General features: G+C 40.2%; 13 protein-coding genes. 7 read left to right on the top strand and 6 right to left on the bottom strand.

The genetic code is table 11. The annotated features are described in order from the left end of the window. Positions 1-240 precede the first annotated feature (240 nt). The 7 genes from ACYQ0Y_RS08395 to ACYQ0Y_RS08365 all read left to right on the top strand — a co-directional run bounded on the left by ACYQ0Y_RS08395 (position 241) and on the right by ACYQ0Y_RS08365 (position 5216). Positions 241-816 carry an LOG family protein gene (locus ACYQ0Y_RS08395; protein ID WP_407883258.1) on the top strand — a complete coding sequence of 192 codons (576 nt, stop codon included), beginning with the start codon at positions 241-243 and terminating at the stop codon, positions 814-816. A gap of 5 nt (positions 817-821) precedes the next feature. Continuing rightward, entirely contained in the window at positions 822-1397 is a 576-nt protein-coding gene (locus ACYQ0Y_RS08390) for a VanZ family protein (RefSeq protein WP_407883256.1), read from the top strand. Further along, positions 1378-1788 (top strand): peptide deformylase, encoded by a 411-nt coding sequence (locus ACYQ0Y_RS08385; RefSeq protein ID WP_407883254.1) that lies wholly within the window; start codon positions 1378-1380, stop codon positions 1786-1788. The genes ACYQ0Y_RS08390 and ACYQ0Y_RS08385 overlap by 20 nt, the downstream gene beginning before the upstream one ends. A 36-nt stretch (positions 1789-1824) precedes the next feature. Beyond that, positions 1825-2808 (top strand): LacI family DNA-binding transcriptional regulator, encoded by a 984-nt coding sequence (locus ACYQ0Y_RS08380; protein ID WP_407883252.1) that lies wholly within the window; start codon positions 1825-1827, stop codon positions 2806-2808. 336 nt (positions 2809-3144) lie between these two features. Beyond that, the gene (gene scrK, locus ACYQ0Y_RS08375) at positions 3145-4017 is read left to right on the top strand and encodes a fructokinase ScrK (protein ID WP_407883250.1); all 873 of its coding nucleotides are present in this window, start codon (positions 3145-3147) and stop codon (positions 4015-4017) included. Between the two features lie 22 nt (positions 4018-4039). Then, entirely contained in the window at positions 4040-4792 is a 753-nt protein-coding gene (locus ACYQ0Y_RS08370; protein ID WP_407883248.1) for a DUF6198 family protein, read from the top strand. A 31-nt stretch (positions 4793-4823) separates the two neighbouring features. Continuing rightward, entirely contained in the window at positions 4824-5216 is a 393-nt protein-coding gene (locus tag ACYQ0Y_RS08365) for a VOC family protein (RefSeq protein WP_407883246.1), read from the top strand. Positions 5217-5384: 168 nt separating this feature from the next. Here ACYQ0Y_RS08365 and rfbB read toward each other — a convergent pair whose 3' ends face one another. From rfbB to ACYQ0Y_RS08335, 6 genes are all read right to left on the bottom strand, one after another. After that, entirely contained in the window at positions 5385-6413 is a 1029-nt protein-coding gene (rfbB, locus tag ACYQ0Y_RS08360) for a dTDP-glucose 4,6-dehydratase (RefSeq protein WP_407883244.1), read from the bottom strand. Between the two features lie 673 nt (positions 6414-7086). Then, a complete protein-coding gene (locus tag ACYQ0Y_RS08355; RefSeq protein WP_407883243.1) occupies positions 7087-8610 on the bottom strand; it encodes a lipopolysaccharide biosynthesis protein in 1524 nt (507 codons plus the stop codon). A gap of 29 nt (positions 8611-8639) precedes the next feature. Beyond that, positions 8640-9869 carry a hypothetical protein gene (locus ACYQ0Y_RS08350; RefSeq protein ID WP_407883241.1) on the bottom strand — a complete coding sequence of 410 codons (1230 nt, stop codon included), beginning with the start codon at positions 9867-9869 and terminating at the stop codon, positions 8640-8642. 34 nt (positions 9870-9903) lie between these two features. After that, entirely contained in the window at positions 9904-10914 is a 1011-nt protein-coding gene (locus tag ACYQ0Y_RS08345; RefSeq protein WP_407883239.1) for a glycosyltransferase family 2 protein, read from the bottom strand. Then, entirely contained in the window at positions 10874-11851 is a 978-nt protein-coding gene (locus ACYQ0Y_RS08340; protein ID WP_407883237.1) for a Stealth CR1 domain-containing protein, read from the bottom strand. The genes ACYQ0Y_RS08345 and ACYQ0Y_RS08340 overlap by 41 nt, the downstream gene beginning before the upstream one ends. Further along, positions 11844-12986 (bottom strand): glycosyltransferase, encoded by a 1143-nt coding sequence (locus tag ACYQ0Y_RS08335; protein ID WP_407883235.1) that lies wholly within the window; start codon positions 12984-12986, stop codon positions 11844-11846. Before ACYQ0Y_RS08335 ends, ACYQ0Y_RS08340 begins: the two co-directional genes overlap by 8 nt. Positions 12987-13064 lie beyond the last annotated feature (78 nt).

Raw genomic sequence — 13064 nt, 5'->3', positions numbered from 1 at the left:
AGGGGTTGGCCACTTAGATCAGTATCGATTTAGATTGGTCTACTTTTGAACTAATTCACTTATTTTTTGAAAGTCATAGTGCCTACCCGCATTTTGACTAATTAAGGTTGGAAGTGAAACTTTACTGTTGTCCCAAACTCGTTTCAATAAAATTCATTATCCTGTTCACTGTGTTGTCTCATCTGTACAAATCATCATGGTATACTAATCCACAGAAGTTTTTAACGGAGGTGTCAACCCATGGCAAAGATCAATTCACTCTGCGTCTTTTGTGGCTCGTTACCCGGGAGTCACCCAGAATATGCCATTCAAGCAGCGCTGTTGGGTGCTTATTTAGCGGACCATCATATCCGCCTGGTTTATGGCGGATCGTCTGATGGTTTAATGGGCACTGTCGCCAATGCAACCATCGATGCCGGCGGACGGGTAACCGGAATTATGCCGCGTTTTCTCAAAAAAATCAGCACTGAAAGTAATAACCTCACCGATTTGGTCGAAGTGAGTACCATGGATGAGCGTAAAGAAAAAATGCTAGAGCTCTCCGACGCATTTATCGTCTTACCCGGTGGTTTCGGCACCTTTGAAGAACTAGGCACCATGTTGTCATGGAGTAAAATTGATATTCATACCAAGCCAATTGCACTCTTTAACATCGATCACTTCTATGATTCTCTATGGCAATGGTTTGTCGACGCAGCAGAGGCGCAGTTCTTACCGATTAGTGATTTGAAACTGATGGTCAATGCCAGCTCCATCGACCAAATTTTCGACTACTTTGCCACGTTTAAACACGTGACAATGATGCCGCACGCGTGATTGCCATGCCATTATTGATTAAATTTATACCGCTGATCTTAATCTTAACCAGCTTCCAAATTTGGTTCACAGCCTACCTAGGGAAGCTCCCAAGCGCAAACGTGTGGCAAAAGATCACGCTTATTTCCGCTAATGTCTATGCTTGGTGTGGGTTGGCCTTAGTCTTTATGCCGGCATTATTTCCGTTATCCTTTAGCCACTTTCATTATGTCTATCACACGATTGGACAAGCGATCGTAATCACCCACCCCTATCAAACGATTGACAGTCAACAAATCTTTAATGTCCTGATGACATTTCCTGCCGGTGTCTATTTACGACTTTTTGGTGTTCGGCGTCTTCGCTTGCGCCAGGTCATCTTGATCGGGTTAGCCCTAGGACTGACGAACGAAGCTGGTCAATTTATCCTCGATCAGCTGGTCAACCTCGGTCGCTCTGTGGCAATTGACGATCTGCTAAATAATGCCTTGGGGTTAGTGCTTGGTTTCTACTCGTTAACGCGACTTCCCACCTTACGTCAACTCTTTCACTTACCGCATTCCCTTACTCAACGAGGTCACCATGATTCAACCAATCAATAAAAACCCTTTAACCTTGTCCCAGATAGCTCCCTCAGCGACCCTTGCTGACCAGCAAGCTGTCATCGACCTAGTCGACACTTTGCGCGCTCACCAAAATGAAGCAGTCGGCATGGCGGCCAATATGATCAGTGTGAATCGGCGAATCATCGCCATCTATCTAGGCCCATTAGTGTTGCCACTGATTAATCCAGTCATCACCCAAAAAACGAGGACTTACACCGCGACCGAGGGCTGTTTGTCTTGGCCAGGTCAACGGCAAACCACCCGCTATCAAACAATTACGGTCGACTACTTAGACGCTCGCTTTAAGTCGCACACCCAGACATTCACTGATTTAGCTGCCCAAATTATTCAGCATGAAGTGGACCATTGTGATGGCATCGAAATTTAAGCTGGTCTGCCGTTTATCCAAAAAGGAGCTCCTGTCATGACGCAACGAGTCACCATTGCTGATATTGCAAAACGAACCGGGCTAGCATCATCGACTGTTTCACGCGCACTGCGGGATAGTCCACGCGTTAAGTTAGCGACTCGCCAGCGCGTGCAGCAAATCGCCAATGAACTAAACTTCCGTCCCAATACGCTGGCCCAAAGCATGCGTAATCAACGCACAAACGCAGTCGGTGTTGTGGTTAGTAACATTTTAAATCCATATTTCACTGAGTTGCTGCGGGGCATTAGCGATGAATTGAGTCGAGTTGGTGATCACTTAATCTTATTCAACACGGATGAACAGGCCATCAAAGAAACTAACGTGTTAAAAACGTTGACCGGGCAAATGGTTGACGGGTTAATCGTCGCTAGTACTGGCGGCATTGACAATTACGAAGACCTCACGGAAACAACCCCTACCGTATTTGTTGACCGCCTCCCCAACACTGCCAGCATTAATCGCTATGACGCCATTTTGACCGATAACCCAACGGCCGCAGCCGGATTAACCCAATGTTTACTAGACAGCGGCGCTCACAGGGTTGGTTTTCTTGGCGGTCAAGTGACTTTTTCGGCTAACGAACGTTTAAACGGTTATCAACAAGCGTTATTAACTAATCAGTTGCCGGCAAAACGCAATTTAGTTCGGTACACAGATTATACGCTAGCGACGACCACCCATGCGGTCCATGAATTACAGCAACAAGCGCACGTCGATAGCTTACTGGTGACGGACACTGTTATTTTGGCACAAGTCTTAACTGCACTGCACGCCATGGCTCAACCAATCACTTTAAAACTGGCCACTTTTGACTACTTGCCGTGGTTTGATTTTTTACAAGTCCCTTTAGTGGCAGCCCAACAGGCCACTTATCAGATGGGTCACGCGGCGGTCACCACACTACTGCAACGGATCGCTCAACCCGACGTACCAATCACGCTGACGCGCTTTCCAGTAACTTATCATCAAAATTTCTAATATATTGACCAAAATAGGGCCCTAGAAAGCGGTGATCAAAACCGCTTTCTAGGGCCCTATTTCGGTCTTCATGAAACTAAGGCCTAGTTTTCATAAATGTCGGCCGTTTTCAAAGACAATCGATTGTCCTCTGGATTTTGTAGGGATTGCTGTTTTCAAGAAAAAGTTCGATCTGCCAGCTAAGCCGATGAGACTGGGATTTAAGCCCCTTTTCCGTTAAACAGGAAAAAACGATTTTTACACAAAATTCGATTGTTGTAAATCCAGCGACCGGTTAAGATACATTTATGTAAGCGTTTACTGAATGCTAATTTCGCCTTATGAAAGGAACACATTATGTTATTAGGCAGTATTGAGGCCGGCGGTACGAAATTTGTCTGCGCAGTCGGCGATGAAAATTATCGGACCAAAGATCAAGTTAGTTTCCCCACCACCACTCCAACAGAAACCTTGCAACACTGCATCGACTACTTTAAATCATTCGACATTCAAGCGCTGGCAATTGCCTCGTTTGGTCCGATTGAATTGCGGCGCCACGATCCAAAATTTGGCTATATCACTAATACACCCAAGCCTGGCTGGGCAGACACTGACTTTGTCGGCACCTTGAAGCAAGCCTTCGATCTACCCATTTATTGGACAACCGATGTGAATGGCTCCGCTTATGGCGAATATGTGATGACCACGCTCACCAATGAACGCATTAACTCGCTGGTCTATTACACCATTGGTACCGGTGTTGGCGCTGGTGCCATCATTAATGGCGACTTTGTTGGCGAGCTTGGGCACCCTGAAATGGGCCATGTCTTGCTTAAACGACATCCGGATGATCTGGATTTTGCCGGCATCTGTCCATTTCACGGCGACTGTCTGGAAGGTCTCGTCGCTGGGCCAACGTTTGAAGCACGCACCGGTCACAAAGGTCAAGATGTGCCCTTGACCGATCCAGTGTGGGACATCATGGCTTACTATGTCGCCCAAGCGGCCATTCAAACGACATTGACGCTACGTCCCGGCAAGATTGTCTTCGGTGGTGGTGTCGTCAGCGAACCCTTCCTCGACAAAGTCCGTACACAATTCGCCGACTTATTAAATGACTATGTTGCCGTTGGTAACCTCCATGATTATCTAACCATGCCAGCCATCAAACACAACGGTTCGGCCACGCTCGGTAACTTTGCTTTAGCGCTACGTGAATATCAAGCTTAACGACTTTGAAGGAGGAAACATCATGTCATCAAACTCAACCCGAACGATTTCAATGTCAAAAGCGATCGGTCTCTTTATCCTGTCATTAGTGATTAACTCGGCCGGCAATGTGCTCACATTGGTCACGACCGCCAAAATTCACCCTTCCTTTTTAGGCTCTGCTTACTGGACCGCCGCCGAAGCTAACTTAGGCCACGCCATTCATTGGAACCTATTCTGGGCCTTTCTCGTCTTTGGCATGCTCATTACTGTGCTCAACGCCATTTTGGTTGGTCACTGGGAATGGCGCCGGGCAGTTGGTAATTTGATCTTTATGGTGCCCTTCTCGGCGTTAATTCAAATCTTTGCTGATTTCTTCAGCGGTAACGATCCGCAATTATTTGCAGGCCTGCCGATGGCTCATGGTCCGTTAATGATCGGTCTATACGTCATCTTAAACTTCTTTGGCGTCGTGTTGATCGCCATCGCGATTTCGATTTATCAACGCGTCAATCTGGTCCTCCATCCGGCCGATGATTTGATGCAGATTTTACGTTTTAAATACTGTCATGGTAACGCTACAGTCGCCATGTGGATGTCTTACATTCCACCGACCTTGATGGCCATCCTCGCCTTTGCGATCACCCGCCAATTTACCAACCTTGGCATCGGCACCTTATTCGCTCTCTTATTCCAAGGTGGATTGACCGGCATCGCCGATCACTTCATTTTTCCTCACTTGACCCACCAAGCCGTTGACGTTGGTGTACCTGACCCAAGTCACGCCACAATTTAACTCGGCTTAAAGCTGAAAGGAAGTCATACTTATGAGTCTCACAGATTATGTTGACGATGTTCAACACATCGGTATCCCCACCACAGATTTAACTCAATCAATCGCCTTTTGGAGCAGCTTGGGATTCACCAAAGTCGGCCAATTCAAAAATGGTGAGGGACAAGTCGCTTTCATGCGGCTCAATCACCTCACCATCGAAACCTGGACGATGGCTGAAACTCCGATGCGGCCTGGCGCCATCAACCACATCTCATTAAACACCACTGATGCAGATAAGACATTCGCTACGGTCAAAGCAGCCGCTTTCAAGTTGATTGATCAACACGTCCAAAGCTTGCCGTTTTGGGAGCATGGGATTAAGTACTTCAATATTGAAGGGCCTAATGGAGAGATCGTGGAATTTTGTGAGATTGTAAAGGGATAAAACAATATGGAATGGCGCTGATCCACATATCTCGTGTTGATCGGCGCCATTCCATATTGTTAATTGCGATTCAGAAACTGCTGTAAAGCTTCCTGCCAACTAATGATCTCAAATTCGGTTGCTTCACTTCATGTCAACGATCAGAACCCCCATCTCGACTTTTCCTTATTACTGACCATTTTCCGCGTACTTCGCTTCCACAGCGGCTTTATCCTTTTGCCACCAATCTTGATGGTTAGAATACCAATCAATGGTATTCTTCAAACCAGCGCGAAAATCGGTGAATTGTGGACGCCAACCAAGTTCTTCGCGTAACTTAGTTGAATCAATGGCGTAACGTAAATCATGCCCAGGACGATCCTTGACTTGATCATAAGCGTCGCTTGGCTGTCCCATCAACTCAAGGATCATCTCTAAGACCGTCTTATTATCCTGTTCGCCATCTGCACCAATCAGATAAGTTTCGCCAATCTGTCCCTTGGTTAAAATCAACCACACTGCGGCGGAATGATCATTCGTATGAATCCAGTCTCGCACATTCTTGCCACTACCATATAACTTCGGCCGTTCGCCACTGAGAATATTAGTGATTTGGCGAGGAATGAATTTTTCAATAAATTGGTAAGGCCCGTAGTTATTGGAACAGTTCGAAATTGTTGCTTGTAAACCAAATGAACGCACCCAGGCGCGAACTAGCAGATCGCTACTAGCTTTTGAGGAAGAATATGGACTTGAGGGTTTGTAACGGGACGTGGGTGTAAATTTCTCACCGACTCCTTCGCCATGACCCGGCAAATCTTCTCGAAGTGGCAAATCACCGTACACTTCATCCGTTGAGATATGGTGGAAACGTTTATTATATTTCCGGGCCGCCTCAATCAATGTGTAAGTGCCAATAATATTGGTTTGAATAAATGGGGATGGATCTTTAAGCGAATTATCGTTATGACTCTCCGCTGCATAATGCACGACCGCATCTGTTCCTTTAACTAACTTATCCACAATAATTGGATCACAAATATCACCGACCACCAGTTCAACACGATCACCTAGTAAATCGGCAATATTCTCCTTATTGCCCGCGTAGGTCAATTTGTCCAGAACCGTGACCTCCGCTTCTGGATGATTGTCATGAACATACCGAACAAAATTAGAACCAATGAACCCGGCACCACCAGTAACTAGAATTTTCACCATAACTCCTTTAATTATAGTATTCCATCTCTTCTATCTTCACTATTCTACACGGTCGTCAAATACCCGCTGCACCTAATAATGCCGATTAACTAAAAAGAAAGAAAACACTATTTCGATGTTTTATAAAAACATGACACCTTCAAAAAAAACACTTTTGAATCAAGTGTTTTTTAAGAACGTCGGTTAATCGTGTTTTAGTTACTAACTTAGCAGTTACACCCGCTTCGTAACCAAATTGATTTTTTGTTATCTAAGCATTTATAAACCAAAGAAAAAACATCCTGTTCCTAAGGCAACGCCTTAAGTAAACCAGGCCACCTACCACGGAAAAGGATAAAGGTTGTCGAAAAGAAATCAAGATTAAAAACATCTTTCACTACAGTGGCTAAATTCATCAATGCCCTTACGTAAATCAATTTACCGTCATCACGTAGATATTCTACTACCATGAGTCAATTAGTCTTTCAAGGACTTCTATTAAGAATAAGGTGATTGATCAATACCAATTTATGATGATTCAAGCATAGTAACTAAGAAAACGTAATTATAGACGATCATTTGTTACTGCTGACGTTCAAAATGATCACGTTCTTCACTTTACCAATGTGCTTTCAAAATTTACAAAGAGCCTGTTTTCATTTCACTTTCAACTTTGTTCATGATGAACTGGAAATTAATTTCTGCGAGCCAGCTGACATATTCTCCTATACAGCTGTGAAAATAGCGGATTCTTAAAAAAGAATAAGCAATAAGTCAAAGTAGCAATGGAAAAACTAATAGAAAAGGAAATTATTTGGCCAAGCAATGTTGCTTTAAATATAATTGTCTCAAACCAGTAAACTAGGCTAAACTCAATCACAAGAATCAAGAAAGGAATGCCAAATTTACCATACTTTGTCAGACTTAAACTCGGTATGATATGCCGAAATACGGACAACGGTTCATACCAAATAACAACGACAATAGTCGACAAAATAGTCCCTAAAATTATTCCTTCTATCCCAAGGTGGAACAATTTTAAAAAACATAATGATAAAAACAAATTTATTATCGCCTCAAATGGAGCTTTCCATTTTTGTGCCCATTGTAAACCAAATGAATCGGCAAACATCCAAGAGGGCGTTCTTATGAGCGTCAACCAAAGATTAAATGATATTAGCCACGTTAGAAAAAACGGAAAAACATTCTTTTCCCCTAACCAAATCCTAACGAACGGAGTAACAAGACCAAAAAAGAAGAAGAAAATAAAAGTCGATAAACTATATATACTGAAACTAATTTCCATAAATATTCTTCTGTTTTCAACTTCTGTACTTTCAACCCCCATCTGACCGATACTTGGCGTAATGGCTTTAGAAATTGTTTGCATAATTTGACTGATAGCGGCCGTTAAGACAGTATAGTTTGAATACATTCCAACAACAACTAGGTTAGTAAACATCGACAAAAGTATATTGTCAGAACTAATCACGACCACGCTGCCAACTTTGTTTGAAACTCCACCAATACCATTTCGCCAAAGAGTGCTCATTTGGTTAGTCGTCACACTCGTTTCAACGCTGTTCAAAACCTCAGCATAATGTCGTTTAACAAATTCTGTGATAACAACATTTGTCAGCACTGTTCCTAAAACCTGAATAACCATATAAACGACAGGATTAGGCACGACTAATAGCTGAATGATTTGAATTAGATCAACCACGATTATAAAAGCCGAGGTAACACCACTGACTATATAACTCTGCTGATCAGCTATTAATAAGGATCTATTATATGTATTCAAATAACCAACTACAGCATTTAATACATAGAGAAAGTAAATTGTATAAACACCAGAAAGGTTAACCCTCGTTCCGATGATGCTTGGAATGAATGGAACAACTGTAACTCCAATTAAAAATACTAAAAGTGCAATAAGCCTGTATACCTTTTTATAAAGTTTCAGTATTCCCTTAACAACAGGAAAATTCTTTTCATGGAAAGGCTGATAAAACAAAAATACAAAAACTGTATCTAAGCCTAAATCCGCTATTGAAATGACAGAAAGTAAGCTAGCATATACACTGTTTAATCCTAAATATTCTCTACCGAGAAATCTAACAAAAAAAATTCTAACAACTAAAGATAAGATCAGTTGAACTGCATATCCGCCAGTAGAATATAAAACATTTCTAAAAGCTCTTTTGGTGTTTGACATTATTCAACCTCGATATCTACTTCTAAAATTTACAGCCGAAACCATACTATTCCATAAAAATTAGCATGAAGTGCACTAATGTTGTAAAACAAATTCAAAATGAACACAAATGTCAATATTAATAACGGAGCATATAAAAACGGACCACTAGTAAATCTAGAAGTCGTGACAGCAGTCAACAAAACGAACAACATAGGGACCAAAACAGCTAACCTCATGCCAAATGAAATAGAAATCAATGAGATAAGAAAGTAAATTTCAAAAATAGTACAAATTCTTTTTAAAGACTCTACTTTTTGTCTGAACAGTGGATTCATTTCCTGCTGTTTTAACATCATCGAGCTCATTGAAATTGCAACTAACCCAAGTGTGAGCGCTAAAAAAAAATGAACAAGTCGTTGGGGAGACAAGTAGTAATCAAAAGTCGTTGATTGATATCCGTTAAGTCGATTAGAGATCATTCTAAGATAGCTATTATTATTTTGAAAGACATTCAATAAAATCAATACCAAACCAAACACAGAGGTTCCTATCAGTGAAACCCATTTGCTGAAAAAATTTTTTTGATTTAGGATGATATATACTATAACGGGAATCACAAGAATCATCACACCTGGATGAATTAAAATTGGAACTATCAACCAAAACAAATGTGAATATCTCGTTGAAGCTGTCTTAGTATCTAAAAAACAAGCATCAACAATGCTAAAGAGAGCTAAAGCACAGGCAAGAGAAAATCGCATACCACTGATTAATTCTAAATAATTCAGCCAAGTTACACTAGATAAAAGAACAAGAATTTTTGCCAATCTTGTAATTTCAAATATCCTAGCAAATTTCCAAACAGTATAAAAAACTGCGGTAAATGTCACACCAGCAACTATAAAGGGTAACGCTTCAACTTGTAACCAACGAGCAACCACGTACATTAGACCAGTAAACAATGGATAGTTCAAATAATCTGGGGCCCACATTTTCAACCAATATTTCAGACCACTTAGTGGAATATTCTGCATACCTTTCACAACAAAAAAGATTCGAGTAGCATCATCAGTGATTAAAGGTTGAAAAAAAAGTGCAGGGTACGCTAATGAAAAACCTCCAATAGCTGAGACCAAAATAGATTCCTTACTGAAGGCCAAAACTAAGACGCTGCCTAAAAAGGAAATTATTGGTGAAAAATAAAAGCTGGAAAAAAGCAATAAAAGTACCGTAAACTTCAAAAGAAACTTAGGGACAGCGTTCTGCGCCTGAACCATCAAAAACCTCCTCATGTTACCTGTAATTGTCTATTTACCGGAAATAAATAAATCTCAGTAAGACATTAATAATAAGGTAGTAAAATGTTTTTAATCTCAAATATAAACTAATTCGTCTAGTTGAACCGGAGAACGAAAAAAGCATTCGCAACAATCGATTAGCATTACTTGCGACTAGTCTTGATCGGACAAATTTGATGTTTAATGAAGAAACCCACAATGCCTGGATAAGCATTCGTTCGTTATTAAGACAAAGTACCTTTTTAGAAACACCCATTTTATTTAATGAATTATTGACTAGCCACAGTGATAGTAATTTGTCACTAAGGTTAGTATACGTGATCGAATGTGTGATGCTGTCCTTACGCTGCACATAGTTATAGACAACTCGATTTAAATATAGAATACTGTGGATATTCTCATTTTCCAATAATTCAAAAACGAATGGCATATCCTCATAGTTCATTTGCCTAAATCTAAGTGTTCGTATCAATGATGTCCTAATGATTTTTGTCGGCAAATAACCTGCAACAGGATCCGTGCCTCCACCAATTATTGCATGTATATAATCCGCTTTACTCAAAGAAATATAAAAGCTATCGTCCTTAAACAGATGTCTATTAAGCTCAGTTCCATCGTCATCAACCTGAGCATAACCAAAAGACAAAATATCCACGGATGTTTGCTCTAAAATCATAAAGATATCTTTTAAATACACGCTGTTTAGAAAATCATCGCCATCATAAAAATAAGTATAAGTTCCATTAACCTGTTTTAGACCAACGTTTCTAGCTGCTGACAATCCCATGTTTTCTTGCGTTACAACCGTAATATTGGAAAACTGATTAGATAGTTGATGACCGATCAGCTCAGTATCGTCTGTCGAGCCATCGTTGATTATAAAAATTTCAACTTTTTCATTATTCAAAAAAAATGACAGGCTTGTTACAGCCTTGGTTAAAAAAAATTCAACATTATATGCAGGAATAATGATCGATAATAATTTACTTTTCATATTTTGATTTTTGTGGATAGTTTGTCTCAAGAAAATCGTTCACCTTGTTAAACGCCTCTTCATTTGCGCATCCATCATCGTTAATAACAACAACCTTTGATTTTTTTTTGATTTTTGGTATCTGTTTTTGAAAATCGCTAAGGGTAAAAAACTGTCCTTTTAAAAAACCAGGAGCAAAATTGCCATTCACATTCCTCAAATACCTTATTGCCCATTCGTTAATATCAGTGAATTCGCGAAAACGATGGTTCCAAGTGCTTGCAAAATTTTCAAAAAAAGTATCATAAGCTTGTTCAAAATCCGCTTTTCTAAAGGGCATTATCAAATGTTGGTTATAAAATCCCAAAAAGCCTCCATACGGTAAGGACAAAAATGTTCGTAGATTTTGAACACCATAATGATAGTTAAAAAACAATCCCAAGTGCTTCTTCATCACTTTTCTCTTAGAGAAATGCTGATTAATCAATGCCACTCCATTAGAAGAAATGTGAAAAAAACCATCAGACATTGGTACCGTTCCCGTCTCAATTAATGAATCAACAGGTAATCCATTCCTAAAGAAATCAGTTCTTTTTGTGCGATTCACGACTAACGTCTCGTCGTTAAAAACGATGAAGAAATCACCCAACTCCTTTATATTACCGATACTCGTTAAAATAACATTAGAATTAAAGGTAGGCAATGCTCCGACGATAAAATCAGAGTGGTCAACAATGATGACTTTTTCTTTATTAATCCACGATGGGACTTGGTGATCAGTAAGAAGAAAAATGCGACCTACCCAACTCATGTTTTTGTCGATAGATCTCAACACATATTTTAAAGTTCCATAATCACGGTATCGGTTACTTGTATTGTTTTCATCATTTAATAACGTTTTTGATTCGTTAAATCGTTGTCTTTTCCTCTTCCAATCTGAATCCTCCCCGTCTACCCATGGGATTACGACGTCAATCTGCTTATCCATCTTTCATTGCCTCGTCAAACACTTCATAATATTTATGTAAAACTTGTTCTAACTCAAACCTTTTAACTAGCGGCTCGATTGCTTGCTGCCTTTGGCTCAAGCTCTTAAGACTTTCAGTGATTTTCATGGCCAAATCGGCCTCTGTAACTTTACTTGGAATCATCACGTCGGACAAGCCGTTCAGGATTTCTTTGCTTCCAACGTTTTCAGTTGCAATAACTGGAGTTCCAAGGATAAGGCTTTCGATTATTGAGGTTGGATAGCTCTCCACTAATGACGTAGAAATAAACATCTGACTATTTTTTACGTACGGCGTCGGATTTTTTTGAAATCCAAGAAAGTATAGTCCTTCAGTCTGACCAAATTGCGATTTCAAATTATTCAATTCTCTTCCATCACCAATAATCGTCAATGAAAGAAGAAAATCATTTTTCCGAGCCTGTAAAAAGCCCTTAATTAATAAATCAACCCTCTTTATTGGGTCCATCCTTCCTACTGTTATTAATCGAATCGTTCCCTTCGTTTTTTCTTTCCATTCCGTAAATTCACTATTCAGTATATTGGCTTGCTTTCGAATGCGTTCTGTATCAATTGGGTTTGGAAGAATTGCTGTAGGCCACAAAAAATCAGAACCAAATCTCCTTTTAAACGATACTTCTCCTCCACGAGACACAAAAATTATTTTTTGAAATTGTTCGTATGCCTTCTTTTGAGCATCCATATTCCTAAAAAAAATATCAGTCCAAGGATTGGAGCTGAGATCCGTATGTACCCAAGCAATTTTAGGTCCATCTAATACGGACGAGATTTCTGTAGCAATTCCTTCCAAATATGCCACGGTCAAGTCTGCTCTACCTAATCGTCTTTGAATTATCATTTTAGCAAGCAAAGGGAAATATTTCAAAGCCTTAAAAAAAGAAGAACGTGCAACCTTGGAAAAAAAGCCCTTCTCCAAAGGAACTATGTTCCTGATTGAGACATCTTCAGGAACCTCATCTAGAAGTTGTCCTTCTTTAGTGTGTAAAACTAATTCAACAGAATAGCTATTTCGATCATAGTTTTTTAAAAAATCAATAAGTGTTTTTTCTGCCCCACCAAATTTTAAATTTTGTATAACAATTCTAATTTTTTTCACTCTGCTTATCCTCGAAAAATAAAAGTGCAACACGTTCATTCATTTCCCAAATGTTAACTACTCTATTACTCATTTCTT

It is taken from the genome of Furfurilactobacillus curtus (assembly GCF_054657915.1).
Note: the sequence above shows the minus strand (reverse complement) of the source record. Positions and strands in the feature narration are given on the sequence as shown.

What these genes read in the sequence shown, in the direction of transcription:
- ACYQ0Y_RS08385 (WP_407883254.1), top strand. Translation starts at nt 1,378, where the DNA reads ATGATTCAACCAATCAATAAAAACCCTTTAACCTTGTCCCAGATAGCT.
- ACYQ0Y_RS08390 (WP_407883256.1), top strand. Translation starts at nt 822, where the DNA reads ATGCCATTATTGATTAAATTTATACCGCTGATCTTAATCTTAACCAGC.
- ACYQ0Y_RS08395 (WP_407883258.1), top strand. Translation starts at nt 241, where the DNA reads ATGGCAAAGATCAATTCACTCTGCGTCTTTTGTGGCTCGTTACCCGGG.
- rfbB (WP_407883244.1), bottom strand. Translation starts at nt 6,413, where the DNA reads ATGGTGAAAATTCTAGTTACTGGTGGTGCCGGGTTCATTGGTTCTAAT.
- ACYQ0Y_RS08355 (WP_407883243.1), bottom strand. Translation starts at nt 8,610, where the DNA reads ATGTCAAACACCAAAAGAGCTTTTAGAAATGTTTTATATTCTACTGGC.
- ACYQ0Y_RS08380 (WP_407883252.1), top strand. Translation starts at nt 1,825, where the DNA reads ATGACGCAACGAGTCACCATTGCTGATATTGCAAAACGAACCGGGCTA.
- ACYQ0Y_RS08370 (WP_407883248.1), top strand. Translation starts at nt 4,040, where the DNA reads ATGTCATCAAACTCAACCCGAACGATTTCAATGTCAAAAGCGATCGGT.
- scrK (WP_407883250.1), top strand. Translation starts at nt 3,145, where the DNA reads ATGTTATTAGGCAGTATTGAGGCCGGCGGTACGAAATTTGTCTGCGCA.
- ACYQ0Y_RS08340 (WP_407883237.1), bottom strand. Translation starts at nt 11,851, where the DNA reads ATGGATAAGCAGATTGACGTCGTAATCCCATGGGTAGACGGGGAGGAT.
- ACYQ0Y_RS08365 (WP_407883246.1), top strand. Translation starts at nt 4,824, where the DNA reads ATGAGTCTCACAGATTATGTTGACGATGTTCAACACATCGGTATCCCC.
- ACYQ0Y_RS08350 (WP_407883241.1), bottom strand. Translation starts at nt 9,869, where the DNA reads ATGGTTCAGGCGCAGAACGCTGTCCCTAAGTTTCTTTTGAAGTTTACG.